General features: G+C 73.1%; 23 protein-coding genes and 1 pseudogene. 10 read left to right on the plus strand and 14 right to left on the minus strand.

What is annotated here, in order from left to right; genetic code table 11:
- Positions 1-59: 59 nt before the first annotated feature.
- Positions 60-539: a host attachment protein gene (locus LRS07_RS18380; RefSeq protein WP_260499378.1), complete on the plus strand. Its 480-nt coding sequence runs from the start codon at positions 60-62 to the stop codon at positions 537-539.
- A gap of 101 nt (positions 540-640) precedes the next feature.
- Entirely contained in the window at positions 641-1693 is a 1053-nt protein-coding gene (locus LRS07_RS18385) for a Rieske 2Fe-2S domain-containing protein (RefSeq protein ID WP_260499379.1), read from the plus strand.
- Between the two features lie 7 nt (positions 1694-1700).
- Here the strand turns inward: LRS07_RS18385 and LRS07_RS18390 are convergent, their stop codons facing one another.
- The 6 genes and pseudogenes from LRS07_RS18390 to LRS07_RS22335 all read right to left on the minus strand — a co-directional run.
- On the minus strand, positions 1701-2591 hold the full coding sequence (locus LRS07_RS18390) for a DMT family transporter (RefSeq protein WP_260499380.1): 891 nt from the start codon (positions 2589-2591) through the stop codon (positions 1701-1703).
- A 7-nt stretch (positions 2592-2598) separates the two neighbouring features.
- On the minus strand, positions 2599-3705 hold the full coding sequence (locus tag LRS07_RS18395) for an AI-2E family transporter (RefSeq protein WP_260499381.1): 1107 nt from the start codon (positions 3703-3705) through the stop codon (positions 2599-2601).
- An 82-nt stretch (positions 3706-3787) separates the two neighbouring features.
- Positions 3788-4483, minus strand: coding sequence for a lytic transglycosylase domain-containing protein (locus LRS07_RS18400; protein WP_260499382.1), 696 nt, complete (start codon positions 4481-4483; stop codon positions 3788-3790).
- Entirely contained in the window at positions 4480-4992 is a 513-nt protein-coding gene (locus LRS07_RS18405) for a GNAT family N-acetyltransferase (protein WP_260502163.1), read from the minus strand. Before LRS07_RS18405 ends, LRS07_RS18400 begins: the two co-directional genes overlap by 4 nt.
- 26 nt (positions 4993-5018) lie before the next feature.
- Positions 5019-6386 carry a toprim domain-containing protein gene (locus LRS07_RS18410; RefSeq protein WP_409450652.1) on the minus strand — a complete coding sequence of 456 codons (1368 nt, stop codon included), beginning with the start codon at positions 6384-6386 and terminating at the stop codon, positions 5019-5021.
- A 322-nt stretch (positions 6387-6708) separates the two neighbouring features.
- A pseudogene (locus LRS07_RS22335) lies at positions 6709-6909 on the minus strand (ATP-binding protein); the annotation flags it as partial.
- Between the two features lie 172 nt (positions 6910-7081).
- On the opposite strand from LRS07_RS22335, the gene LRS07_RS18415 reads away from it, so the two are divergent.
- The 7 genes from LRS07_RS18415 (at position 7082) to LRS07_RS18445 (ending at position 12825) form a co-directional block, all read left to right on the plus strand.
- A complete protein-coding gene (locus LRS07_RS18415; protein WP_260499383.1) occupies positions 7082-8308 on the plus strand; it encodes an MFS transporter in 1227 nt (408 codons plus the stop codon).
- A gap of 16 nt (positions 8309-8324) precedes the next feature.
- Entirely contained in the window at positions 8325-8450 is a 126-nt protein-coding gene (locus LRS07_RS18420) for a hypothetical protein (RefSeq protein ID WP_260499385.1), read from the plus strand.
- An 11-nt stretch (positions 8451-8461) separates the two neighbouring features.
- Complete coding sequence (locus LRS07_RS18425; protein ID WP_260499386.1) at positions 8462-9283, plus strand: SDR family oxidoreductase; 822 nt, start codon at positions 8462-8464, stop codon at positions 9281-9283.
- Positions 9267-9875 (plus strand): class I SAM-dependent methyltransferase, encoded by a 609-nt coding sequence (locus LRS07_RS18430; protein ID WP_260499387.1) that lies wholly within the window; start codon positions 9267-9269, stop codon positions 9873-9875. Before LRS07_RS18425 ends, LRS07_RS18430 begins: the two co-directional genes overlap by 17 nt.
- A gap of 29 nt (positions 9876-9904) precedes the next feature.
- The gene (gene dapA / locus LRS07_RS18435) at positions 9905-10786 is read left to right on the plus strand and encodes a 4-hydroxy-tetrahydrodipicolinate synthase (RefSeq protein WP_260499388.1); all 882 of its coding nucleotides are present in this window, start codon (positions 9905-9907) and stop codon (positions 10784-10786) included.
- A gap of 100 nt (positions 10787-10886) precedes the next feature.
- Positions 10887-12008: an NlpB/DapX family lipoprotein gene (gene bamC, locus LRS07_RS18440; RefSeq protein WP_260499389.1), complete on the plus strand. Its 1122-nt coding sequence runs from the start codon at positions 10887-10889 to the stop codon at positions 12006-12008.
- A gap of 31 nt (positions 12009-12039) precedes the next feature.
- Positions 12040-12825 (plus strand): MBL fold metallo-hydrolase, encoded by a 786-nt coding sequence (locus LRS07_RS18445; RefSeq protein WP_260499390.1) that lies wholly within the window; start codon positions 12040-12042, stop codon positions 12823-12825.
- A 78-nt stretch (positions 12826-12903) separates the two neighbouring features.
- Here LRS07_RS18445 and LRS07_RS18450 read toward each other — a convergent pair whose 3' ends face one another.
- From LRS07_RS18450 to LRS07_RS18465, 4 genes are all read right to left on the minus strand, one after another.
- Positions 12904-13122 carry a hypothetical protein gene (locus LRS07_RS18450; protein WP_260499391.1) on the minus strand — a complete coding sequence of 73 codons (219 nt, stop codon included), beginning with the start codon at positions 13120-13122 and terminating at the stop codon, positions 12904-12906.
- A gap of 135 nt (positions 13123-13257) precedes the next feature.
- A complete protein-coding gene (locus LRS07_RS18455) occupies positions 13258-13761 on the minus strand; it encodes a hypothetical protein (RefSeq protein WP_260499392.1) in 504 nt (167 codons plus the stop codon).
- Positions 13758-14882 (minus strand): cupin domain-containing protein, encoded by a 1125-nt coding sequence (locus LRS07_RS18460; protein WP_260499393.1) that lies wholly within the window; start codon positions 14880-14882, stop codon positions 13758-13760. Before LRS07_RS18460 ends, LRS07_RS18455 begins: the two co-directional genes overlap by 4 nt.
- Positions 14883-14885: 3 nt before the next feature.
- On the minus strand, positions 14886-15353 hold the full coding sequence (locus LRS07_RS18465) for a MarR family winged helix-turn-helix transcriptional regulator (RefSeq protein ID WP_260499394.1): 468 nt from the start codon (positions 15351-15353) through the stop codon (positions 14886-14888).
- Between the two features lie 150 nt (positions 15354-15503).
- Here LRS07_RS18465 and LRS07_RS18470 point away from each other — a divergent pair, with 150 nt between their 5' ends.
- Positions 15504-17429, plus strand: coding sequence for an FAD-binding monooxygenase (locus tag LRS07_RS18470; RefSeq protein WP_260499395.1), 1926 nt, complete (start codon positions 15504-15506; stop codon positions 17427-17429).
- A 93-nt stretch (positions 17430-17522) separates the two neighbouring features.
- Here the strand turns inward: LRS07_RS18470 and LRS07_RS18475 are convergent, their stop codons facing one another.
- The 4 genes from LRS07_RS18475 to pncA form a co-directional block, all read right to left on the minus strand.
- Entirely contained in the window at positions 17523-18440 is a 918-nt protein-coding gene (locus LRS07_RS18475; protein WP_260499396.1) for a TauD/TfdA dioxygenase family protein, read from the minus strand.
- Between the two features lie 133 nt (positions 18441-18573).
- A complete protein-coding gene (locus tag LRS07_RS18480; RefSeq protein WP_260499397.1) occupies positions 18574-22185 on the minus strand; it encodes a molybdopterin cofactor-binding domain-containing protein in 3612 nt (1203 codons plus the stop codon).
- Entirely contained in the window at positions 22182-22673 is a 492-nt protein-coding gene (locus LRS07_RS18485; RefSeq protein ID WP_260499398.1) for a (2Fe-2S)-binding protein, read from the minus strand. Before LRS07_RS18485 ends, LRS07_RS18480 begins: the two co-directional genes overlap by 4 nt.
- Positions 22673-23404 (minus strand): bifunctional nicotinamidase/pyrazinamidase, encoded by a 732-nt coding sequence (pncA, locus tag LRS07_RS18490; RefSeq protein WP_260499399.1) that lies wholly within the window; start codon positions 23402-23404, stop codon positions 22673-22675. Before pncA ends, LRS07_RS18485 begins: the two co-directional genes overlap by 1 nt.
- Positions 23405-23462: the final 58 nt, after the last annotated feature.

Genomic DNA, 23462 nt, shown 5'->3' on the forward strand with positions numbered 1-23462 from the left:
TCCCGGAGGCACAGGCCTTGCCCGATTCTCGCCATGCATCCCCGCGCAAGGAGCCCCGCATGAACACCCTGGTCGTCGTGGCGGACGAAGCCATCGCCCGCATCCTCGAACTGCCGCCCAAGGGCGGCGAACTGACACCGGTCGAAGAGCTGACCGACCCCGACGCGCACATGAACCGCGCCGACGCCCGCCGCGACGCCCACGGCCGTCGCGCCGGCGGCGGCACCCAGCGCGGCGACGGCCGCGCGCCGCACGCGCTGATGAGCGCCACCAACACCACCGCGTCGGCCGGCGACGACGAACTGCACAAGGAAGCGCAGGGCTTCGCCCGGCGCGTGTCCGAACGGTTGACCGAGCTGCACCAGGAAAGGCGCTACGACAGCCTGCACCTGGTGGCGGCGCCGCGCTTCCTGGGCACCCTGCGGCGCGAACTGAAGCCCGAGGTGGAGCGCACCGTGGTGGCGTCGATCAACAAGGACCTGGTGCACCTGGGCAACGACGAGATCACCCAGCGCGTGCTCCACGGCGGCGCCGGCTGAGGCCACCGGTCGAGCGGCCCCGGCACCACCGGTCGTCCCTGCCGCACGGCTGGCACAGGCCGTGCAAGCGCTCCCCCGTTCCCACCGAACGGAGAGCCGCGATGAAGCTGATGGACCACCCGGTGTTCCGGCGCTTCTGGTACCCGACGCTGTCGCTGGCGTCGCTGCAGGCCGGGCCGCAGGCCTTCACGCTGCTCGGCGAGCGGGTGGTGCTGTGGCTGACGGCGGACGGCCGGCCGGCGGCGGTGCACGACCGCTGCCCGCACCGCTCGGCCCGGCTGTCGGTGGACAGTGCGGTGGTGAACGGCGACCTGCGCTGCGGCTACCATGGCTGGCAGTTCGGCGCCGACGGCCGCTGCACCTCGATCCCGCAGCTGGGCGGCGAGGTGCCGCCCGATGCGCGCAACCGCGTCAAGGCCTACCGCTGCGAGGCGCGCTACGGCTTCGCCTGGGTGTGCCTTTCGGAGGAGCCGCTGCTCGACATCCCCGTCGTCCGCCATGCCGACGACCCGGCCTTCCGCCAGGTCTTCGAGTACGAGGAGGACTGGGCGGCCAACATGCTGCGGGTGTGCGAGAACGCGCTGGACCTGGCGCATGTCAGCTTCGTGCACCGCGCCACCATCGGCGAGGAGCACCGGCCGGTGGCGCCGCGGCTGACCCTGCGGCCGCTGGAGCAGGGCGTGCACTTCACCTGCCAGCTGCCGGTGGCCAACCCCGAGCCGCAGCAGCGCAACCTGCGCATCGCCGAGGCCGAGACGCTGCGCACGGTGGACATCCGCTGGTACGCGCCCTGCACCTTCGTGCTGCACTTCACCTACCCCAACGGGCTGGTGCACCAGATCGTCGGCTTCGCCACGCCGATCGACGACGGGCATGTGCGGCGCATCCAGTTCGCCTACCGCAGCGACCGGGAGGCGGACGCGCCGGCCGAGAGCGTGGCCCGCTTCGACCGCCAGGTCGGCGCCGAGGACCGGCGCATCCTGGAGAGCTGCGACCCCGACTTCCCGCTGCACACCACCGCCGAGGCCCACATGGTGCTGGACCGGCCGGGCATCACCATGCGCGAGGTGGTCAAGGCGCTGATCCTCGAGCACGACCCCGAGCGCGAGCGCCTGCGTGCGGAGTTGGGCGGGGGACGGCGCCAGGCCGCCTGAGCGAGGGTCAGGCCCGGCGCCAGACCCGCGGCGGCAGCAGCACCAGGCCGATGGCCAGCAGGATGAGCAGCACGGCGGCGCCGTCCTGCCAGTGCAGCGCCTCGCCGAGGAAGAAGGCGCCGGAGCCGATGCCCAGCACCGGGATCAGCATGACGCTGATGCTGGACGCCACCGGCGGCAGCGTGCGCGCCAGGTACAGCCAGGCCGGCTGGCAGTAGCCGAAGACCAGCAGCCCGTTGTAGAGCGTGGCCCAGATTGCCGGCCAGGTCACCGGGCCCCAGCGGGCGGCCTCCAGCGGCACCGCCAGCGCCCACACGCCGACGGTGGTGAGCACCGTCATCCACAGCGACAGCGTCAGCACGTGGGCGTCGGTGCGGGCGTCGCGCATCTGCCGCGTGCCCACCGCCCACACCGCCGCGGCGCCCAGCACGACGAGCGCGGCCACCGGGGCGCCGCTGAGCCGGGTCACCTCGTGCCACAGCAGCAGCAGCACCGCCAGCCCGGTGGCCGCCACGCCCAGCACCTGCGGCCGGCTGAGCCGTTCGCCGCGATGCCAGCCCCACAGCGCGCTAAACACCGGCATGGTGTAGCCGAGGATGGCCGCCCGGCCCGAACTGAGGTGCGGCAGCGCCAGCATCAGCAGCACGTGCCAGGCGAACATGTTGGTGACGAACAGCCGGCCGACCAGCGCCCACTCGCGGCGCGGCAGCCGCAGCGGCACCTTCAGCCAGACCAGCGCCAGCGCCAGGCAGGGCAGGCCAATGAGCAGCGACAGGCCGCGGAAGGTCAGCGGCGGCAGCCCCTGGACGCCCACCTTCATCACCGGCCAGTTGAAGCCCCAGACCAGGGTGAGCACGAGCAGCACCGCCGCATGGCGCGGCGACAGACCGGACCTCATGCGGCCCTCACCCGGCACGCGGCGGCGTGGCGGGGGGCGGCGGGTCGTCCGGCGCCGCTTCCCGGCTGAACAGGTCCCACACCGACAGGAAGATGGCGGCCACCACCGGCCCCAGCACGAAGCCGTTCAGGCCGAGCAGGGCGATGCCGCCGACGGTGGAGATCAGCACCAGGTAGTCCGGCAGCTTGGTGTCCTTGCCGACGAGGACGGGGCGCAGCACGTTGTCCACCAGCCCGATGACCAGCACGCCGAAGGCGACCAGCGCCACGCCCTGCCACACCGCGCCGGTCGCCAGCAGGTACACCGCCACCGGCACCCAGACCAGCCCGGCACCCACCGCCGGCAGCAGCGACAGGAAGGCCATCACCACGCCCCACAGCAGCGCGGCGTGGATGCCCAGCACCCAGAAGGCCAGCCCGCCCAGCGCGCCCTGCGTCACCGCCACCACCACGTTGCCCTTCACGGTGGCGCGGATGACGGTGGTGAACTTGTCGAACAGCACCCGCTTGTCGCCCTCGCGCAGCGGCAGCCGGGCGGCGATGCCGCGCCGCAGCCGCCGCCCGTCGCGCAGCAGGAAGAAGGCGAGGTACAGCATGATGAAGAAGTCGATCACCAGGTCGAGCGTGCTCTGGCCGAAGGTGAGCAGCCGGCTGGCGACGAACTGGCTGGCGCGGCCGAAGCTCTCCGCCGCCCGGCGCTGGATCTCGGCCACGTCGGACAGGCCGAAGCGGGCCAGCAGGTCCTGCAGCGGCGACGGCAGCGCCTGCAGAACGCTCTTGGCGTAGGCGCCGAAGTCGATCTGGCCCGACTGCACCGCCGCCACCACACGCGCGCCCTCCTGCACGAGCGAGGTGACCAGCAGCACCAGCGGCAGCACGACGATGACCAGCACCAGCGCCAGCGTGATCAGCGCGGCCCAGTTCTCGCGGCCGTTCAGGCGCTGGCACAAGCGGCGGTGCACCGGGGCGAACAGGATGGCGACGATGGTCCCCCACAGCACCGCGCCGTAGAACGGCAGCAGCACCCAGAAGAAGGCCAGGGTGACGATCACCAGCAGCCAGATGAGCGCCCGCTGCTGCAGGCCGGGGGAATGGATGGGGCGCGAGGGCTTCATGCGGGCGGGAATGGGCTGCGGCCCCGGTGCAATGCCGGTGCCCGGGCGGGAGGGTAGCCCGGATTGCCGGACCCGGCCGCCGTCAGCGCTCGCGGGCGCTCGCGGCCGCCGGGGCGGCGGCGCCCTCCAGCCGCTGCTGCAGCAGGCCGGCGTACAGCGCCAGCACGCGCTCGATGTGCTGCAGCGTGTTCGGCGGCGCCTGGTTGCCCTGGCGCTTCACCGCGCCCTCGCCGGCATTCCAGGCCGCCAGCGCCAGGTCCAGCCGGCCGAAGCGGGCGATCAGGTCGGACAGCAGCCGCGCGCCGGTGTGGATGTTGATGCGCGGGTCGAGCAGCCGCTCGGCCGCCGGTTTGCGCTTTTCTTCCGCGGTGGCCACGGTGTTGGCGGTGGTCGGCATGATCTGCATCAGGCCGAGCGCGCCCATCTGGCTGCGCGCCTGCGGGTCGAAGCGGCTCTCGACGGCGATCAGCGCCTTCAGCAGGTCGGGGTCGACGCCGTGCGCCTGCCCAGCCTCCTGGAGCCAGGGCGCGATCGCGCGCACCTGCGGGGCGTTGTCCAGCCACTGCAGCATGCGCGGCGCCGGCAGGCCGGCCACGCGCGAGGCCGGCCACACCGCGCGCGGCAGCGCCGGACGTTCGGCGAGCGTGACGGGCAGGGGGGCGGACGGCGTGGCGAACGCCACCAGCGCCTCCTCGGTGGCCGGCGCCGGCGGTTCGTCCGCACGGGCGGCCGTGCCCGCGAACAACAGCGCGACGGCCAGCAGGCCTGCGCCCGTCATTCGGACAGTTCGGCGCCGGCGTCGCGGCGCGCGTCGAATTCCCGGTCCAGCAGGCTCATCACGATCAGGGACTCCCAGCGACCATCGTCCAGCCGCACGCTTTCGCGCAGGCGGCCTTCCTCGACAAAACCCTCGCTGGCATAGAGCGCGAGGGCGCGGATGTTGGCCGACTTGACGTCCAGCCAGAAGCGATGGGCCTTGAGGTCGCGGAAGGCCATGCGCTTGAGCAGGCGCACGCAGTCGCGGCCCAGACCCTGTCCTTTCGGCTGCAGGACGATGCGCTTGAGCTCCACGCTGTGGTGCGGGTTGCGGCAGCCCTGCAGGATGATGAAACCGGCCGAAGCGAAATCCGGGCCGGCCTCGACGATGAAGTGCCGAAAGTCCGGGAAGCGTACCGCACCTTCGTGCTGCGTCCGCTCCCATGGGGTGATGAAGGGGCGGTTCTGCGCGTCCTGCTCCACGCCGATGACGAACTCGAGGTCGGACAGCATGGTCGGCCGCAGCCTCACCCGAGGCTCGGCCAGCGCCAAGGGGCTCAAACGTCCACCTCGACGGCGTCGCCGTGCAGTTCCATCAGCTCGCGGCGGGCGGCCGCCTCGCCCTTGCCCATCAGCTTGGTCATGGCGCCGACGGTGGCGGGAAAGTCGAGCCGGCCGTAGGCCACCGGCAGCAGGCGACGGGTGTCGGGCGCCAGCGTGGTCTCCCACAGCTGCTCGGCGCTCATCTCGCCCAGGCCCTTGAAGCGGCTGATGCTCCACGAGCCCTCGCGGGCGCCCTCCTTGCGCAGCTTGTCGAGGATGGCGGTGAGCTCGCCCTCGTCCAGCGCATAGAGCTTGGCCGCCGGCTTCTTGCCGCGCGCCGGCGCGTCGACGCGGAACAGCGGCGGCTTGGCCACGTACAGGTGGCCGCGCTCGATCAGCTTGGGGAAGTGGCGGAAGAACAGGGTCAGCAGCAGCACCTGGATGTGCGAGCCGTCGACGTCCGCGTCGCTGAGGATGCAGACCTTGCCGTAGCGCAGCTGCGTCAGGTCGGGGTTAGCGTCGGGGCCGTGCGGGTCCACGCCGAGCGCCACCGCGATGTCGTGGATCTCGTTGTTGGCGAACAGCCGGTCGCGGTCGACCTCCCAGGTGTTGAGCACCTTGCCGCGCAGCGGCAGCACCGCCTGGGTCTCCTTGTCGCGGCCCATCTTGGCCGAGCCGCCGGCCGAGTCGCCCTCGACCAGGAACAGCTCGTTGAGGGTGATGTCCTTGCTCTCGCAGTCGGTCAGCTTGCCGGGCAGCACGGCCACGCCCGAGCCCTTGCGCTTCTCCACCTTCTGGCTGGCGCGCTGCCGCGTCTGCGCCTGCTTGATGACCAGCTCGGCCAGCTTGCGGCCGAAGTCCACGTGCTGGTTCAGCCACAGCTCGAGGCCCGGCTTGACGTAGGTGGAGACCAGCCGCAACGCGTCGCGCGAGTTCAGCCGCTCCTTGGTCTGGCCCTGGAACTGCGGGTCCAGCACCTTGGCCGACAGCACGAAGCTGGCGCGCGAGAACACGTCGTCGGGCATCAGCTTGACGCCCTTGGGCAGCAGCGAGTGCATCTCGATGAAGCCCTTGACCGCACCGAACAGGCCGTCCTTCAGGCCGGCCTCGTGGGTGCCGCCGGCCACCGTGGGGATCAGGTTGACGTAGCTCTCGCGCAGCAGCGGGCCTTCCTCGGTGAAGGCCACGCACCAGGCGGCGCCCTCGCCCTCGGCGAAGTTCTCGGTCTCGTTGCTGCCGGCGTGGCGCTCGCCCTCGAACAGCGGGATCAGCGGGTCGGCGGGCAGGCTCTGCAGCAGGTAGTCGCGCAGGCCGCCCTTGTACAGCCACGCCTGCTGGTCGTTCGTCTTCTCGTGCTTCAGCGTGACGGTCACGCCCGGCATCAGCACCGCCTTGCTGCGCAGCAGGTGCGTCAGCTCCTGCTTGGGCAGCTCGACGGCGTCGAAGTACTTCGGGTCGGGCCAGACGCGCACCGTGGTGCCCTGCTTGCGGTCGCCCGCCGCCGCCTTGCGCACCTGCAGGGGCTCGACCACCGCGCCGGCGGAGAAGGCCAGCGTCGCCACCTGCCCGTCGCGCCACACCGTCACCTGCAGCCGGGTCGCCAGCGCGTTGGTCACGCTGACGCCCACGCCGTGCAGGCCGCCGGAGAAGCTGTAGGCGCCGCCCGCGCCCTTGTCGAACTTGCCGCCGGCGTGCAGCCGGGTGAAGACGATCTCCAGCACCGGCACGCCTTCGTCGGGGTGCAGGCCGAAGGGGGATGCCGCGGCCGTCGTCCTCCACGCTCACCGAGCCGTCGTCGTGCTGGGTCACCGCGATGCGCCGGCCATGCCCGGCCAGCGCCTCGTCGGCCGCGTTGTCGATCACCTCCTGCACCACGTGCAGCGGGTTGTCGGTGCGGGTGTACATGCCGGGTCGCTGCTGCACCGGCTCCAGGCCCTTGAGGACGCGGATCGACTCCTCTGCGTAGGTGGGGGGACTGCTTGCTCGCCATGGCGGCGGATTCTAGGAGGTGGCCCCTGCCGACCCTGGAGTCGCCGCGGTGGCGGCAGCGGCGCCGCCTTTTGGCTACAGTGGCTTGATGAGCGCCCTGACCGCCACGCCGCCCCGCCTGTCGATGACCCAGGTGCTGCTCTGCGGCGCCGCGGTGGTGACGCTGTCGATGGGCATCCGCCACGGCTTCGGCCTGTTCCTGCAGCCGATCACCACCGACCGCGGCTGGACGCGCGAGGCCTTCGCCTTCGCGCTCGCGGTGCAGAACCTGGCCTGGGGCCTGGCCGGCCCGGTGGCCGGCATGGTGGCCGACCGCTGGGGCGCCTACCGCGTGCTGCTGGTGTGCGGCGTGCTGTACGCGCTGGGCCTGGCCGGCATGGCGCTGTCGGCGTCGACGCTGGGCTTCCTCGGCTCGGCCGGGCTGCTCATCGGCCTGGCGCAGTCGGGCTGCACCTATGCGGTGATCTACGGCGTCATCGGCCGCAACGTGGCGCCGGAGAAGCGCTCCTGGGCGATGGGCATTGCCGCGGCGGCCGGCTCCTTCGGCCAGTTCCTGATGGTGCCGGTGGAAAACGGCCTGATCAGCGCCTTCGGCTGGCAGGACGCGCTGCTCATCCTCGGCGCCTGCAGCCTGGCGATCCTGCCGCTGGCGTTCGGCCTGCGCGAGCCCGGACTCGACGGCGCGGCCCGGCGAGGCGGCCAGAGCGTGACGGCGGCGGTGCGCGAGGCCTTCGCCTACCCCAGCTTCCTGCTGCTCACGGCCGGCTACTTCGTCTGCGGCTTCCAGGTGGTCTTCATCGGCGTGCACCTGCCCAGCTACCTGAAGGACAACGGGCTGTCGCCGCAGGTGGCGACGGTCGCGCTGGCACTGATCGGCCTGTTCAACGTCTTCGGCACCTTCGCCGCCGGCCTGCTGGGCCAGCGCCTGGCCAAGCGCCACATCCTGGCCGGCATCTACCTGGCGCGCGCGGTGGTCATCGTGATCTTCCTGTGGCTGCCGCTGTCGCCGGCCACGGTCTACGTCTTCGCCGCGGTGATGGGCTTGCTCTGGCTGTCCACCGTGCCGCCGACCAACGCCGCCATCGCGCAGATCTTCGGCGTGCAGTACCTGTCGATGCTGGGCGGCTTCGTCTTCCTCAGCCACCAGGTGGGCAGCTTCCTCGGCGTCTGGCTGGGCGGGCGGCTGTACGACGCCACGGGCAGCTACGACGTCGTGTGGTGGATCGCGGTGGCGCTGGGCATCTTCGCCGCGCTGGTCAACCTGCCGGTGCGCGAGACGCCGATCGACCGGTCGGTGCGCCCGGCGATGGCCTGACGGGAGGGCCGCCGAAATGACCCGCCGCAGCCGCCTCGGCCTGTGGAGCGTCGCCGCGCTGGCGCTGGCCGCCGTCTTCGCCAGCTACCTGCGCCCGGACCTGATGATGACGCTGGCCAACCAGGTCTGGGCCTGCTTCTGATGCCGCCGCCGATGGCGAACGACCGGCCCCTGTCGGTGGTCATCACCGGCGCCTCCGACGGCATCGGCGCCGAGCTGGCTCGGCAGTGGGCCGCGCGGCGTGGCGCCGGCCTGGCGGTGGTGCTGGCCGCGCGCGACGAGACGCGGCTGCAGCAGGTGGCCGCCGTCTGCCGGGCCCACGGCGCCACCGCCCACGTGCAGCGCTGCGACGTCGGCGTGCAGGCCGACTGCCGCGCGCTGGTGGACGCGGCGCTGGCCGCCTGCGGCCGGCTCGACGTGCTGGTCAACAACGCCGGCCGCTCGGCCCACGCGCGGCTGGACGAGGTGGTCGACCTCGGCTGGTACGAGGACCTGATGCGCGTCAACCTCTGGGGCGGCGTGTGGACCACGCGGGCCGCACTGCCCGCGCTCAAGGCCAGCCGCGGCCGGGTGGTCGCGGTGTCCAGCGTCGCCGGGCTGGTCGGCGTGCCGGGCCGCACCGCCTACAGCGCCACCAAGTTCGCGCTCAACGGCTTCTTCGAATCGCTGCGGGTGGAGCTGGTGGAGCACGGTGTCGGCGTCACCCTGGCCTACCCCGGCGTCGTGGCCACCGAAATCCGCCGCCGCGGCTACGGTCCCGACGGCCGGCCGGCCGGCAAGAGCGGGCTGGACGAATCGAAGGCGATGCCGGTGGACGTCTGCGCCCGCCGGCTGCTCGACGGCATCGAACGCGGCGAGCGCGACGTCTTCTTCGACGCCCGCACCCGGCTGGGCCGCTGGCTCAAGCTGATCGCGCCGGGCCGGGTCGACCGCATCGCCCTGCAGGCGCTGAACCGCCATGCACCCGGACGCTGAAGGCTTGCCGCCGCCGTCGGACTGGGTGACGCGGTGGGCCGCCCGCTGGCCGGCGGGCGCGCGGGTGCTCGACCTGGCCTGCGGGCGGGGCCGCCACGCGCGCTGGCTGGCCGCGCGCGGCCTCGCGGTGACGGCGGTGGACCGCAACGCCGACGCGCTGGCCGGCCTGGACGGGATCGCCGAGACGCTGTGCGCCGACCTGGAAGCCCCCGGCCCCTGGCCGCTGGCCGGCCGCCGCTTCGACGCGGTGGTGGTGACGAACTACCTCTGGCGCCCGCGCCTGGCGGACGTGCTGACCCACGTGGCCGAGGGCGGCTGGTGGCTGCACGAAACCTTCGCCCTCGGGCAGGCGCACATCGGCAAGCCGTCCAATCCGGACTTCCTGCTGGCGCCCGGCGAACTGGTGGAAGTGGCCGCCGCGGCCGGCCTGCGCGTGGTGGCCTACGAGGACGGCGTGCTGACCGGGCCCGAGCGCTTCGTGCAGCGCATCGCCGCGGTGCGCGAGCCGGCGTCCACCGCCGCCGCACCGCCGCGTTATCCCCCTGTGAGCGCCGGCCCGGCGCCGGGCGGCCGCCCCCGGGGCCGCCGCTAGAATCCCACGATTGCAAGGACCCTCCCCCGATGAAACCGATTGCGGGCAGCATCGTCGCCCTGGTGACGCCGATGCACGATGACGGCAGCGTCGACTTCGACGCATTGCGCCGCCTGGTCGACTGGCACATCGCCGAAGGCACCGACGTGATCGGCGTCGTCGGCACGACGGGCGAGTCGCCCACGGTGTCGGTCGAGGAACACCGCGACATCATCCGCGTCACGGTGGAACAGGTCGCCGGCCGGGTGCCGGTGATGGCCGGCTGCGGTGCCAACTCGACGGCCGAGGCCATCGAGCTGTCGCGCTACGCCAAGTCGGTGGGCGCGGACTGCACGCTGCAGGTGGTGCCCTACTACAACAAGCCGACGCAGGCCGGCATGCTGGCCCACTTCAAGGCCATCGCCGAGGCGGTGGACATCCCGGTGGTGCTCTACAACGTGCCCGGCCGCACCGGCGCGGACATGCTGCCGGAGACCCTCCTCAAGGCGGCCCAGCTGCCCGGCATCATCGGCGTCAAGGAGGCCACCGGCCTCATCGACCGCGCCTGCTGGCTGATCAAGCACGCGCCCAAGGGCTTCGCCATCTACTCGGGCGACGACCCGACGGCGGTCGCACTGATGCTGCTCGGCGGCCGCGGCAACGTCAGCGTGACCGCCAACGTGGCGCCACGCGCCATGGCCGAGCTGTGCCGCGCCGCGATGGCGGGCGACGCCCGGCGTGCCGCCGACATCCACCTCGGACTGATGGACCTGCACCGACAGCTGTTCGTCGAACCCAACCCGATCCCGGTGAAGTGGGCCATGGCCCGCATGGGCCTGTGCGGCCCGGCGCTGCGCCTGCCGCTGACGCCGCTCGACGCGGCGGCCCAGCCGGCGGTGGAGCAGGCGCTGCGCGGCTGCGGCCTGCTCTGAGGCCGTCCCGCGCCGGCCCACCCTTTTCAACGTTCCGCTGGAGATGCGCCTCTTGGACCTTGCCCGCCTTCGCCGTGCCCCGTTCTGCCGACAGGGCCTCGTGGCCCTGCTGCCCGTGGCGCTGTTCGCCCTGGCTGGCTGCGGCAGCCTCACCTTCTCCGGCGACAAGCTCGACTACCGCAGCGAAGCCAAGAAGACCGGCAACACGCTGGAGGTGCCGCCCGACCTGACGCAGCTGTCGCGCGACAGCCGCTACGCGCCGCAGGGCGGCGCCGTCAGCGCCACCAGCTACCAGGCGGCGGTCGCCGCCGCGCAGCCCAGCACCGCGGCACCGACCACGACCGCCGTCGCCACCCAGAGCGCCGGCGACGTGCGGCTGGAGCGGGTGGGCGGCCAGCGCTTCCTGGTCACCAGCCGCACGCCGGAACAGCTGTGGCCGCAGCTGCGCACCTTCTGGAGCGAGCGCGGCTTCACGCTGTCCACCGACAGCCCGGACGTCGGCATCCTGGAGACGGACTGGGCCGAGAACCGCGCCAACATCCCGCAGGACATGATCCGGCGCACGCTGGGCCGGGTGATCGACAACCTGTACTCCAGCGGCCTGGTCGACCGCTTCCGCACCCGCGTCGAGCGCGGCCCCAACGGCACCGAGGTCTACATCAGCCACCGCGGCATGGAAGAGGTGGTCACCGGCCCGCTGCGCGACAACGCCCGCTGGCAGGCGCGGCCGAGCGACCCGACGCTGGAAGGCGAACTGCTGTCGCGGCTGATGGTCTTCCTCGGCGGCAAGGAGGAGGAGGCCAAGCGCCAGGTGGCCGTCACCGCCCAGCCGCAACCGGCCGCCGCGCAGCGCGCCCAGCTGGTCGGCGGCGCCGCCGCGCTGCGCCTGGACGAGCCTTTCGAGCGGGCCTGGCGCCGCGTCGGCCTGGCGCTGGACCGCGGCGGTTTCACCGTCGAGGACCGCGACCGCAGCAGCGGCCTGTACTACGTGCGCTACGTCGAGACCGCGTCGCCGGTGCCGGCGCAGGACAAGGGCTTCCTGTCGCGCCTGTTCACCTTCGGCAAGAAGGACGACCCGTCGCAGCTGCTGCGCTACCGCATCGCGGTGCAGGCCAGCGGCGCCGACGCGACCACCGTCGCGGTGCAGAACGCCCAGGGCCAGCCGGACAGCGGCAGCGTCGCCCAGCGCATCGCCACCCAGCTCGTCGACCAGTTGAAGTGACCGAGGTCCCCGCGGGGACCGAGGCCGTCACATGACCTTGCGTTTTTGCAGCCTGGGCAGCGGCAGCGGCGGCAACGCCACGCTGGTCGAGGGCTTCGACGGGCTGCGGCACCAGCGGCTGCTCATCGACTGCGGGCTGTCGCTGCGCGAGCTGTCGCGCCGGCTGGGCGAACGCGGGCTGGCGCCGGCGCAGCTCGACGCGGTGTTCATCACCCACGAGCACAGCGACCACGTCGGCGGCCTGCGCACGCTGATGCGCCGCCATCGCGTGCCGGTGTGGACGGCCGAGGGCACCGCCCGCGCAGTGTGGGGCGACGACCTGCCGCCGCAGGGTCTGCACGTCGCCCGCGACGGCGAGTGCATCGACCTCGGGCTGCTGGTGATCGAGCCGTTCGCGGTGCCGCACGACGCGGCCGAGCCCCTGCAGCTGACGGTGCACGACGGCGCCAGCCGCCTCGGCGTGATGACCGACATCGGCCACATCACCTCGCGCATGGTGCAGGCGCTGTCGCGCTGCGAGGCGCTGCTGCTGGAGTGCAACCACGAGCTCGACCTGCTGCACGGCGGGCCCTACCCGTGGTTCCTCAAGCGGCGCATCGCCGGCCCTCGCGGCCACCTGGCCAACCATGACGCGGCGGCCTTGCTCGCCGACTGCCGCCACGCCGGCCTGCGCCATGTCGTCGCCGCCCACCTGAGCGACTGCAACAACCGCCCGGCGCTGGCGCAGACGGCGCTGGCCGGCGCCCTGCACTGCCGGGCCGACGACATCGTGGTGGCCGACCCGCGCACGGGCTGCGGCTGGCTGTCGCTGCGCTGAGCCCGCTGTCCCGCCGGCCATGAAAAAAGCCGCCCGCAGGCGGCTTCTCGCGTCAGCGCCCCGGGGGGCGCCTCATGCTCACTTGCTGGCGGCAGCGTCGGCGGCCGGGGCGGCGGCCGCGGACGCGGCAGCATCGGCGGCGGGCGCCGAGGCGGCGGCTTCGGCCGGCGCCGGGGCGGGCGCGGGGGCCGGGGCAGCGACCGGCGCGGGGGCCGGGGCCGGGATCTCTTCCTTCTTGCCGCAGGCGGCGAGGGCGACGGTGGCGACCAGGGTGGCCAGCAGGAGCGACTTGTTCATGTTGTCCTCAATTTGTAGGAGTTCAGGGTTCTTCGGCGGCCTCCCCTGGTGGAGCGGCGCGTCCGCTGCGCGGGCCGGCGGACGCGAAGTCCCGGAGCCCAGCCAGGGATTATAGGCAGCACCTAGGATCTTCCCTTACAGGCCGAGATGGCTCGCCGGGAAGCCGGGTTCGCCGCGCTGCCACACCGCCTCGATCTGCTGGCGCAGACGCTGCATCTCCACCGGTTCCTCCTGCGCCCGCACGGTGCGCCCGCGCCAGCGCTCGCGGTCGAGCAGGCGCACGGCCAGCACCTCGCCGCACAGCAGCAGGCCCGGCAGCGGGGCGTCCTCCTCGGCGCGCAGCACGCGTGCCTCCAGCCGGTGGTCGAAGCGCTGTCGCCAGCCCACGAAGCGGGGGTGGCGCTGCGCCACCGCGTCATGGCGGCGGGCGAACAGCCGCAGCCGCGCGCGCGTCGAGGCCTGCACCCACTCGGTCAGCGCCGCCACCCAGCCGGCCTCGCCCAGCGGCCAGTCGACGAAGTCCTCGTCCACCCAGGCCATGGGCAGCCCCTCGGCGCGGGCCAGTGCCAGCCCTGCCCGCAGCGCGTCGAGGAAACCGGCGCGGGTGTCGAAGCGGGTGGGCAGGCCGGGCATCGTCATGGCGCGGCCGCCTGCAGCCAGCCCGCCGCCACCCAGTCGTCGAGCTGCGCCCGGGCCTCGGCGCTGAAGCCGGCCGCCTCGCGCGGCGAGAGCCCCCCGCGGTCGGCCAGCCGGCGCAGCAGCTGCGCGTCGCGGCCGCCGACGAGGAAGGCCTCGCCGTTGAAGAACAGCCGCCGCCCGTCGTACATCAGCCGGCTGCGACGGTCCAGGCGCAGGCCGGTGCCGGGCGGCCAGCTCGCACCGGGCTCGAAGAACACCGTCGGTTTCGGCTCGGTCAGCCATTCGCCCAGCGCCTGCTCGACCGCGCCCGACGAGTCCAGCGCGCGCTGCACGGCGGCCCGGGCATGCGCCAGCAGCCGGTCCGGGACACGACCCGGCCGGTCGGTGGCCGGCTCGCCGGCGTCGCGGTACAGCGGCTCGTCGTCGGGCGGGTCGATGGCATCGGCCAGCCGCAGCAGCAGCTCGCGGGCGAGCTCGGTCGGCCGCGGCGCGCGGAAGCCGATCGAGCAGGTCATGCACTCGCCCTCGGCGACGCCGTCGTGGCCCCAGCCCGGCGGCAGGTACAGCAGGTCGCCGGGTTCGAGCAGCAGGTCCTGGTCGGGCCGGAAATCGTGCAGCAGCTTGAGCGGCGCGTCCGGCTGCCACGTCGGGCGGTCGACGCGGCCGATGCGCCAGCGGCGGCGCCCCTGCACCTGCAGCAGGAAGACGTCGTAGGAATCGAGGTGCGGGCCGACGCCGCCGCCGTCGCTGGCCCAGGACACCATCAGGTCGTCCAGCCGCGCCTGCGGCAGGAAGCGGAAGGCCGACAACAGCGCATGCGCCGCGTCGAGCTGAAGGTCCAGGCCCTGCACCAGCAGGGTCCAGCCGGGCGTGGCGACGGCCGGCAGCGCGCGGCGCGGCAGCGGGCCGCGGCGCAGCGTCCAGCGATCGCCGTCACGGCGCACCAGGCGCGATTCCACCGCCTCGTCGGCGGCCAGCGCGAACAGTGCCGCGCGAGACACCGGTGGTGCCACCCCCGGCATGGCCTGCCGCACCAGCAGCGGCCGGCGCTGCCAGTGCCGGCGCATGAAGGCCTGCGGCGACAGGCCGCCGAGCAGCGGCAGGGGTGCGTCGACGTCCATCGGCTACTCGCTGCGCGGCGGCGCCTTGCCGACGTCGCCATGGGCGTCGATCAACGCGCGTAGCAGCCGCATGAAGGTGGCTCGGTCCTCCGGCGGCAGCGGCTCCAGCAGCGCATCCTGCGAGCGCAGCATGCCCTGCACCAGCACCTGCAGCAGCGCCTCGCCCTCGGGCGTGGGGAACAGCAGCCGCACCCGGCGGTCGTGCGCGGCCATCTCGCGGCGCACCAAGCCGCGCGCCTCCAGCCGGTCGATGACGCCGCCGATGGTCGAGGTGTCGAAGGCGATGGCCTGGCCCAGCGTCTTCTGGTCCAGGCCAGGGGTGTTGCAGATGGTCTGCAGCGCCGAGTACTGCACCGGCGTCGTGCCCAACGATTCGGTCATCTGCGCGAACAGCGCCACCGAGATCTGGTGCACCCGGCGCACGCAATGCCCCGGCATGGTGGCCAGGTCGACCGTCATCGGCTTCTTCATGTGAAAGGTTCTTCCGCTGACACGGGGGATGGGCGGTCGGAGCTTACTAGACTATTGTTCCTAACACGGAATTTCCGCATTCCAGCTTTTTGGTTCACAATGCGCCCAGCCTCGAACGGCGCCCAGCGGCCCCACCTTCAGGAGACAGCAATGCAATTCCATCAGAACGGCTTCACCCCCGGCGATCCGCGCGTGCTGCCGGCGTCCCCCCTGGCCCGCGTGCACACCGACGCAGTGCCGGACACGGTGGACGTGCTCATCGTCGGCTGCGGCCCGGCGGGGCTGACGCTGGCCGCACAGCTCGCCGCCTTTCCCGACATCCACACCTGCATCGTCGAACAGCGCAGCGGCCCGCTGCTGCTGGGGCAGGCCGACGGCATCGCCTGCCGCACGATGGAGATGTTCGAGGCCTTCGGTTTCGCCGACCGGGTGCTCCAGGAAGCCTGCTGGGTCAACGAGGTGACCTTCTGGAAGCCCGACGAGCGGCGGCCCGAGCACATCGTCCGCCATGGCCGGGTGCAGGACACCGAGGACGGCCTGTCCGAGTTCCCGCACGTCATCCTCAACCAGGCGCGGGTGCAGGACTTCTACCTGGAGACGATGCGGCAGTCGCCGAGCCGGCTGGAGCCGCACTACGCGCGCCGCCTGCTCGACGTGACGGTGGACCCTGCCGATACGGACCACCCGGTGACCGTGCGCCTGGAACGCACCGACGAAGGCCGCTCGGGCCGGGTCGAGACGGTGAAGGCGCGCTACGTCGTCGGCTGCGACGGCGCACGCAGCGCGGTGCGCAAGGCCATCGGCCGCCAGCTGGTCGGCGACTCGGCCAACCAGGCCTGGGGCGTGATGGACCTGCTGGCGGCGACCGACTTCCCGGACATCCGCTACAAGGTGGCGATCCAGTCCGCCGCCGGCGGCAACATCATCCTCATCCCGCGCGAGGGCGGGAACCTGGTGCGCTTCTACGTGAAGATGGACAAGCTCGGCGAGACCGAACGCGTGGCCGAGCGCCAGATCACCTTGGACAAGGTCATCGCCACCGCGCAGCGCACGCTGCACCCCTACACGCTGGACGTGAAGGAGGTGCCGTGGTGGTCGGTCTACGAGATCGGCCAGCGCATCTGCGACAAGTACGACGACGTGCCGGCGGCCGAGGTCGGTTCGCGCGAGCCGCGGGTGTTCATCGCGGGCGACGCCTGCCACACCCACAGCCCGAAGGCCGGCCAGGGCATGAACTTCTCCATGCAGGACACCTTCAACCTCGGCTGGAAGCTGGCCTCGGTGCTGCGCGGGCAGTGTGCGCCGTCGCTGCTGCACACCTACTCCGAAGAGCGCCAGCCGGCCGCGCAGGAACTGCTCGACTTCGACCGCGAGTGGTCGACCATGCTGGCCAACCCGCCCAAGCAGGGCGCCGAGGGCGAGTCGGGCGGCGTCGACCCGAAGGCCTTCCAGACCTACTTCGAGCAGCACGGCCGCTTCACCGCCGGCATGGGCACGCACTACCGGCCGTCGATGATCCGCGGCGGCGACGAGCACCAGGCGCTGGCCACCGGCTTCGTCATCGGCACCCGCTTCCATTCGGCGCCGGTGGTGCGGGTGTCGGACGCCAAGCCGGTCCAGCTGGGCCATGCCGGCAAGGCCGACGGCCGCTGGCGGCTGTACGCCTTCGCCGGCGCCGACGAGCCGGCCAACCCCGAGGGCGGGCTGCGCTCGCTGTGCCGCTTCCTGGCCGAGTCGCCGCGCTCGCCGGTGCGCCGCTTCACCCGCGAGGGCCAGGACCCCGACGCGGTGTTCGACCTGCGGGCGGTGTTCCAGCCGGGGCATGCGGACGTGGCCATCGAGACGCTGCCCGCGCTGCTGCTGCCGCGCAAGGGCCGGCTCGGCCTGACCGACTACGAGAAGGTGTTCAGCCCGGACCTGAAGAACCGCCAGGACATCTTCGACCTGCGCGGCGTCGATCGCCGCCAGGGCGCGCTGGTGGTGGTGCGGCCCGACCAGTACATCGCCCACGTGCTGCCGCTGACGGCGCACCAGGCGCTGGCGGACTTCTTCGACGGGTTCATGCTGCCGCAGTGAAGCCCCTCGCCCGGCGCGTACGCCGCGCGAGTCATCGAGGGGATGGCGGGCCGGCTTGGGACGGCCCGGCGCTCGGCCCGCTGAGCGGCTGTTTCAGCGTTGCGGCTGGCCGGGGACCAGCGGCGGCATTTCCTTGAAGAGCCGGGTGAACGGGTCGTCGGCTTCGGTCGGCGCCGGGGCTTCACGCGCGGTGGTGCGGCGCATGTCGCGCCGCTCGTTCAGGTAGTCGAACTCGCCGCCGCGGTGGTAGGTGCACAGGTTGTCCCAGATCACCATGTCGCCCGGCTGGTAGAGGATGGAGAAGGTGTAGGCCGGCTGCGTGGTCCAGGTGTTGAGCTGGTCGATCAGCGCGCGGCTCTCCTCCCAGTCCATGCCCACCACCTGGTAGGCGTGAGCGCCCAGGTACAAGGCCTTGCGGCCGGACCCGGCGTGCACGTGCACCAGCGGGTGCCGTGCCTTCTGCCGCTCGTCGATCTGCTCGCGGGTGATCGCCGCGCCGCCCTGCTTGCGCGACCACCACAGGCTGTGCTCGACCTCCAGCCCGTCGAGGCGGTCCTTCGTCTCCTGCGGCAGGTCGTCGTAGGCCGAACGGGTGTCGGCGAACCAGGTGGCCCCGCCCTCGCGCGGCACCTCGTGCGCCAGCAGCAGGGAGTACGCCGAGCGCAGGTCCATGAAGGAGCTGTCCGTGTGCCACAGCCGGTCGCCGGCGCGGTAGGTGATCGCCGCGGGGTCGGTGTTGATCTTGCCGTCGGCGGTCAGGTTGCCGGCGCTGAACAGCTCGCGGTGCTTCATGCCGGGCCGCTCGGGCGCCCGCTCGAGGTGGCCGAAGATGCGGCTGAAGGCGATGTGCGTCTCGTCGTCGAGGCCGGTCTGGCGCCAGACGGTGACGCCCCAGCGGTTCTGCGCTTCGACGACCGCGCGGCGGGTGGCCTCGTCCAGCGGGCGGGTGATGTCCACGCCGCTGATTTCGGCACCGAAGCGCGGCAGGATGGGTCGGATGGAAAGGCTCATGGGGACTCCTCGGAAGCCAGGCCCGAGGATGTACCAGAGCGCGCGCGACCGGGATGCGTTTTCCTGCAGGGCCATGCGGCCGGCCGGTCTCGCGAAGCCCGTGTGCGACGCGGCCGGCGCCGGGGCTCGCGCGTCAGTCCGCCGGCTGCGCCCTCAGCCGCGCGACGGTGCCGGCCAGGTCGGGCCAGGCCGGCCGGCCGGGGGCGAAGCGCTGGCGCATGTACGCCGCCAGCTCGGCGACCTGGGCGTCGCTCAGCGCATGGCGGAAGCCGGGCATGAAGCCCACGTCGTGGCCGGCGGGCTCACGGATGCCGTCGAGCACCACCCGCAGCAGGTTGTCGGGCCGGTCGCTGTGCAGGTTGCTGTTGAGCGCCAGCGGCCGGTTCACGCCCAGCAGCGTCGGGCCGTCGCCGTCGTGGTGGCAGGCGCTGCAGGCGCCGTCGAAGAGGCGCTGCCCGGCGCCGCGCAGGCCCTGCGCGTGCGACCGCGCCTGCGCCACCACCGCGGCCGCCTGCCCGTCGGCCGCCGGCGGGTTGAAGCCGGCGAGGTAGGTCGCCATGGCCCGCACGTCGTCGTCGGGCAGCACCTGCAGCTGGCGCACCACCGGCGCCATCGGGCCGGCGGCGATGCCGTGGTCCCGCGTGTGGCCGTGGCGCAGGTAGCGGTACAACTCGTCGGCCGACCAGGGCACCGGTGCCTTCGACAAGCCGGTCAGCGCCGGCGCTTCCCAGCCGTCGACCATCGCGCCGGAGAGGTAGGCCGCGCCGCGCCGCTCGGCCCCCAGTGCGTTGCGCGGCGTGTGGCAGGCGCCGCAGTGGCCCAGGCCGTTGACCAGGTAGGCGCCGCGGTTCCATTCGGCGCTGCGCTGCGGCTCGGGCTGGAACGGCGCCGGGTCGTGGAAGAGTGCGTTCCAGCCGGCCATCAGCGGCCGCAGGCCGAAGGGGAAGCGCAGGTCGTTGGCCGGCGTCGGCGCGGTGACCGGGTCGAGCGACATCAGGTAGGCGTACAGCGCCATCAGGTCGTCGTCGCCGACCTTGGCGAAGGCGGTGTAGGGGAAGACGGGGTAGAGGTGCCGGCCGTCGCGCGAGATGCCGTGGCGCATGGCGCGCTGGAAGGCGGAGAAGGACCAGGCGCCGAGGCCGGTGGCCTCGTCGGGCGTCAGGTTGGTGGTGTGCACCGTGCCGAAGGGCGTGTGCATCGCCCGGCCGCCGGCATTGGCCACGCCGCCGGGCGCGGTGTGGCAGACGGCGCAGTCGCCGGCGGCGAAGAGCTGCCGACCGCGTTCGATCGTCGCCGCGGTGTAGATCGCCGCGTCGGGCCGGGTGACCGGCGCGATGGCCGGCCGCCAGCCGAACAGCGCACCGGCCAGGCCCACACCACCGGCGAGCAGCGCGCCGGCGGTGGCCCACCGGCCCCTACGGCGGCGCGGCCACGGTGCGTCCCGCGGCGGCGAGACGGGCGGCGGCGCCGCCGCGGGCCGGTCCGCCGTGCCGTGCGACGGCAGCGGCTGCAGTGCCGCGCGCACCACCTCGGGCGTGAACGGCGGCTGGCGGAAGCGCACGCCGGTGGCGTCGAAGATGGCGTTGGCGATGGCCGCGGTGCCGGGCACCGACGACGACTCGCCGGCGCCCAGCGGCGGCTCGCCGGGCCGCGGCATGGTCATCACCTCGATCACCGGCACCTCGCGGAAGCTGAGCAGCGGGTAGCTGCCCCATTCGAGGTTCTGCACGCCGGTGGCCGGGTCGGACTGCACGCGTTCCTTCAACGCGCGGCTGGTGGTCTGCACCACGTTGCCGTGGACCTGGTGGCGCACGCCGGCCGGGTTGACCATCAGCCCGGCGTCATGGCCGACCACGACCCGCTTGACGTGCACCTCACCGGTCTTCCGGTCGACGTCAACGTCGGCGACCCAGGCCGCCCAGGCCGCACCGAAACCCGGCCAGCGGCTGTGCACGTAGCGCGCATAGGCCACGCCCTGGCCGTGCAGCAGGTCGCCGGTGGCGCCTTGCTGCTGCGGCGTCGTGTGCGGCCGCCAGCCGGCGCGCTGCGCGGTGGCGGCCAGCAGCTCGGCCGCACGCGGGTCGGGCAGGTGGCGCAGGCGGTAGGCCACCGGGTCCTCGCCCGCGGCGCTGGCCAGCTCGTCGACGTAGCTCTCGTGCGCGAACGAGTTCGGCAGCGCCGACACGCCGCGCAGCCACGACGCGCGCAGGATCGGCGCCATGTCGTTGACGGTGACGCGCAGGTTCGGCACCGCGTAGGGCGTGCGCGCGGTGCGGTCGCCCATCTCGTAGGCCTGGGCCGCCGGCTCGACCGTGCGGGTGAGCAGCAGCGCCAGCGTCGGCGCGCCGTTGGAGGGGTAGGAGGTGCGGAAGTCGTAGGCGGCGAAGCCGCCCTGCGCGTCGACGCCGCCGTCCACCTCCATCAGCTGCGCCGCGCCCTTGGGCTCCCAGGCGTTCTCCTGCTCGCGGGTGAGCTGCACCCGCACCGGCGCGGCCACCGCCCGCGACAACAGCGCCGCGTCGGCGGCCACGTCGTCGGCACCGTTGCGGCCGTAGCAGCCGGCCGCTTCCAGCCGCACCACGTCGATGGCGGTGTCGGCCAGGCCGGTGAGGCGGCCCAGGTCGGCGCGCAGCACATGCGGGTTCTGGGTGCCGGCCCACACCACCAGCCGGTCGCCGCGCCAGTCGGCCACCGCACAGGACGGCCCGAGCGAGGCGTGCAGCTGGTAGGGCCAGACGTAGGTGCGCGACAGGCGCTGAGCGGCGCCGTCGAGCGCCGCCTCCACATCGCCCTCGTCGACCAGCCGGCGCGGGGTGGCCGGATGCGCGCGCAGCGCCTGCGCCAGGTCGTCCAGCGGCGGCAGGCCGGGCCAGGGCTTCCAGCGCACCACCAGCTGGCGCATGGCGGCCTCGGCCTGCTCCTCGCGCTCGGCCACCACGCCGACGAAGTCGCGGATCACCACCACCGCGCGCACGCCGGGGATGTGCGCGATCGAGCGCTCGTCCACGTCCTGCAGGGTGTTGCCGATGAAGTCGCCGTGGTCCGCGCCGGCGTAGGGCGGGCGGATCACGCGGCCGTGCAGCATGCCGGCCAGGCGCAGGTCGTGGACGAAGGTCGCCTCGCCGACCACCTTGCCCGGGATGTCGACCCGCGGTGCGTCGGTGCCGACCAGCCGGTAGTCCTCGGGCCGCTTGACCGCCACGCCGGGGTCGTGGCGCAGCACCTCGTGCCGGCCGGCGACCAGGTCGCCATAGGCCAGCCGGCGGCCGTCGGCGGTGGTGAAGACGCCGTGGTCGGCCCGCAGGTCGCCGGCGGGCACGCCCAGCCGCGCCGCCGCCTGCAGCGCCAGCCAGGCCCGCGCCTGCGCCGCCGCCTGGCGCAGCGGCGCCGCGTGGATCTGCAGCGAGGCGCTGGCGATCGTCGCCCCCTGGTTCGGTGCGCGCGCGGTGTCGCCCAGCACCATGTGCACCCGCGCCAGCGGCAGGTCCAACTCCTCTGCCGCCACCTGGCCCAGCGCGGTGCGGATGCCGGTGCCCAGGTCGACGTGGCCGTGCAGGCCGGTGACGCTGCCGTCGTCCCACACCGCCAGCAGGACCTCGACGCCCTCGGCCGGATTCGCGGGCACGGCAGCCGGCTGGCCCGGCACCGGCTGCGGCGCCGGCGGTGGCTCGCGCACCACCAGCAGCACGCCGACGGCGGCGTGGAACGCCTCGCGGGTCCGCGGCTGTTCGGCGCGCGGCGTCATGCCGCCTTCATCAGCACCACCGCCCGCCGCACCGCGTTGACGATCTCGACGTGGGTGCCGCAGCGGCACAGGTTGCACGACAGTTCCTGCACGATGCGGGCGTCGCTCGGATCGGGCTCGCGGGCGAGCAGCGCGGCCGCCATCATCACCATGCCGTTCAGGCAGTAGCCGCACTGCGCGGCCTGCTCGTCGACGAAGGCCCGCTGCACGGGATGCAGCTTGTCATGGCCCACCGGGTGCCGACCGCCCGACCCCGCCAGCCCCTCCAGCGTGGTGATGCGCCGGCCCTGCACCCCGCCGGCGGGGATGACGCAGGCGCGCGCCGCCACGCCGTCGACCAGCACGGTGCAGGCGCCGCATTCGCCCAGGCCGCAGCCGTACTTCGGGCCATTGAGCGCCAGGTCGTTGCGCAGCACCGCCAGCAGCGGCGCATCGGGCGGCACGTCCAGCGCGTGCTCGGTGCCGTTGACGTGCAGCCGCAGCGGCATCAGGCGGTGGCGATGTCGGCCGACTGGATGCGCTTGACGCCCTTGGACGCCATCTGCTTCCAGGCCGCGGCCAGCGAGCCGTTGAGGTCGATGGCCCGGGTGGCGTCCTCGATGACGTAGACCTCGAAGCCGGCCTTGCGCGCATCCATCGCCGTCCAGGCCACGCAGAAGTCGGTGGCCAGGCCGGTGACGAAGACCCGCTTGATGTTGCGCGCCTTGAGGTAGGCGCCGAGGCCGGTGGCCGTCTTGCCGTCGGCCTCCATGAAGGCGGAGTAGCTGTCCACGCTGGGGTGGTAGCCCTTGCGGATGATGAGCTGGGCGGTGGGCAGCCTGAGGTCCTTGTGCAGCGCCGCGTCGTCGGTGCCCTGCACGCAGTGGTCCGGCCACAGCACCTGGTTGCCGTAGGGAAGCTTCGTCGTCTCGAAGGGCTTCTTGCCGGCGTGCGCGCTGGCGAAGGAGGCATGGCCCGGGGTGTGCCAGTCCTGCGTGACGACCACGTTCCGGAAGGCACCGGCCAGGCGGTTGATGACCGGCACCACCTCCTCGCCCTTGGTCACCGGCAGCGTGCCGCCGCTGACGAAGCAGTTCTGCACGTCGACCACGATGAGCGCGCTGCGGGCATCGGGCTTGATGGTGGTGGCGGCGCGCGCGGCCTGCAGCAGGCCGGCCCCGCCGGCAAGGCCGAGGGCGGCGGAGGCGAGCAGACGGCGGCGGCGGACGGTCGTGGTCATGGCGGTGCCTTGGGGGTGGTTGAAAGACGGCGGACGAAGCATGACCCTTGCCAACGAC

The organism is Aquabacterium sp. J223, assembly GCF_024666615.1.
GTDB lineage: Bacteria > Pseudomonadota > Gammaproteobacteria > Burkholderiales > Burkholderiaceae_C > J223.

Coding starts and splice junctions, on each gene's coding strand:
- LRS07_RS18380 (WP_260499378.1), top strand. CDS start 60: ATGAACACCCTGGTCGTCGTGGCGGACGAAGCCATCGCCCGCATCCTC.
- LRS07_RS18385 (WP_260499379.1), top strand. CDS start 641: ATGAAGCTGATGGACCACCCGGTGTTCCGGCGCTTCTGGTACCCGACG.
- LRS07_RS18390 (WP_260499380.1), bottom strand. CDS start 2,591: ATGAGGTCCGGTCTGTCGCCGCGCCATGCGGCGGTGCTGCTCGTGCTC.
- LRS07_RS18395 (WP_260499381.1), bottom strand. CDS start 3,705: ATGAAGCCCTCGCGCCCCATCCATTCCCCCGGCCTGCAGCAGCGGGCG.
- LRS07_RS18400 (WP_260499382.1), bottom strand. CDS start 4,483: ATGACGGGCGCAGGCCTGCTGGCCGTCGCGCTGTTGTTCGCGGGCACG.
- LRS07_RS18410 (WP_409450652.1), bottom strand. CDS start 6,386: ATGCCGGGCGTGACCGTCACGCTGAAGCACGAGAAGACGAACGACCAG.
- LRS07_RS18415 (WP_260499383.1), top strand. CDS start 7,082: ATGAGCGCCCTGACCGCCACGCCGCCCCGCCTGTCGATGACCCAGGTG.
- LRS07_RS18420 (WP_260499385.1), top strand. CDS start 8,325: ATGACCCGCCGCAGCCGCCTCGGCCTGTGGAGCGTCGCCGCGCTGGCG.
- LRS07_RS18425 (WP_260499386.1), top strand. CDS start 8,462: ATGGCGAACGACCGGCCCCTGTCGGTGGTCATCACCGGCGCCTCCGAC.
- LRS07_RS18430 (WP_260499387.1), top strand. CDS start 9,267: ATGCACCCGGACGCTGAAGGCTTGCCGCCGCCGTCGGACTGGGTGACG.
- dapA (WP_260499388.1), top strand. CDS start 9,905: ATGAAACCGATTGCGGGCAGCATCGTCGCCCTGGTGACGCCGATGCAC.
- LRS07_RS18445 (WP_260499390.1), top strand. CDS start 12,040: ATGACCTTGCGTTTTTGCAGCCTGGGCAGCGGCAGCGGCGGCAACGCC.
- LRS07_RS18450 (WP_260499391.1), bottom strand. CDS start 13,122: ATGAACAAGTCGCTCCTGCTGGCCACCCTGGTCGCCACCGTCGCCCTC.
- LRS07_RS18455 (WP_260499392.1), bottom strand. CDS start 13,761: ATGACGATGCCCGGCCTGCCCACCCGCTTCGACACCCGCGCCGGTTTC.
- LRS07_RS18460 (WP_260499393.1), bottom strand. CDS start 14,882: ATGGACGTCGACGCACCCCTGCCGCTGCTCGGCGGCCTGTCGCCGCAG.
- LRS07_RS18465 (WP_260499394.1), bottom strand. CDS start 15,353: ATGAAGAAGCCGATGACGGTCGACCTGGCCACCATGCCGGGGCATTGC.
- LRS07_RS18470 (WP_260499395.1), top strand. CDS start 15,504: ATGCAATTCCATCAGAACGGCTTCACCCCCGGCGATCCGCGCGTGCTG.
- LRS07_RS18475 (WP_260499396.1), bottom strand. CDS start 18,440: ATGAGCCTTTCCATCCGACCCATCCTGCCGCGCTTCGGTGCCGAAATC.
- LRS07_RS18480 (WP_260499397.1), bottom strand. CDS start 22,185: ATGACGCCGCGCGCCGAACAGCCGCGGACCCGCGAGGCGTTCCACGCC.
- LRS07_RS18485 (WP_260499398.1), bottom strand. CDS start 22,673: ATGCCGCTGCGGCTGCACGTCAACGGCACCGAGCACGCGCTGGACGTG.
- pncA (WP_260499399.1), bottom strand. CDS start 23,404: ATGACCACGACCGTCCGCCGCCGCCGTCTGCTCGCCTCCGCCGCCCTC.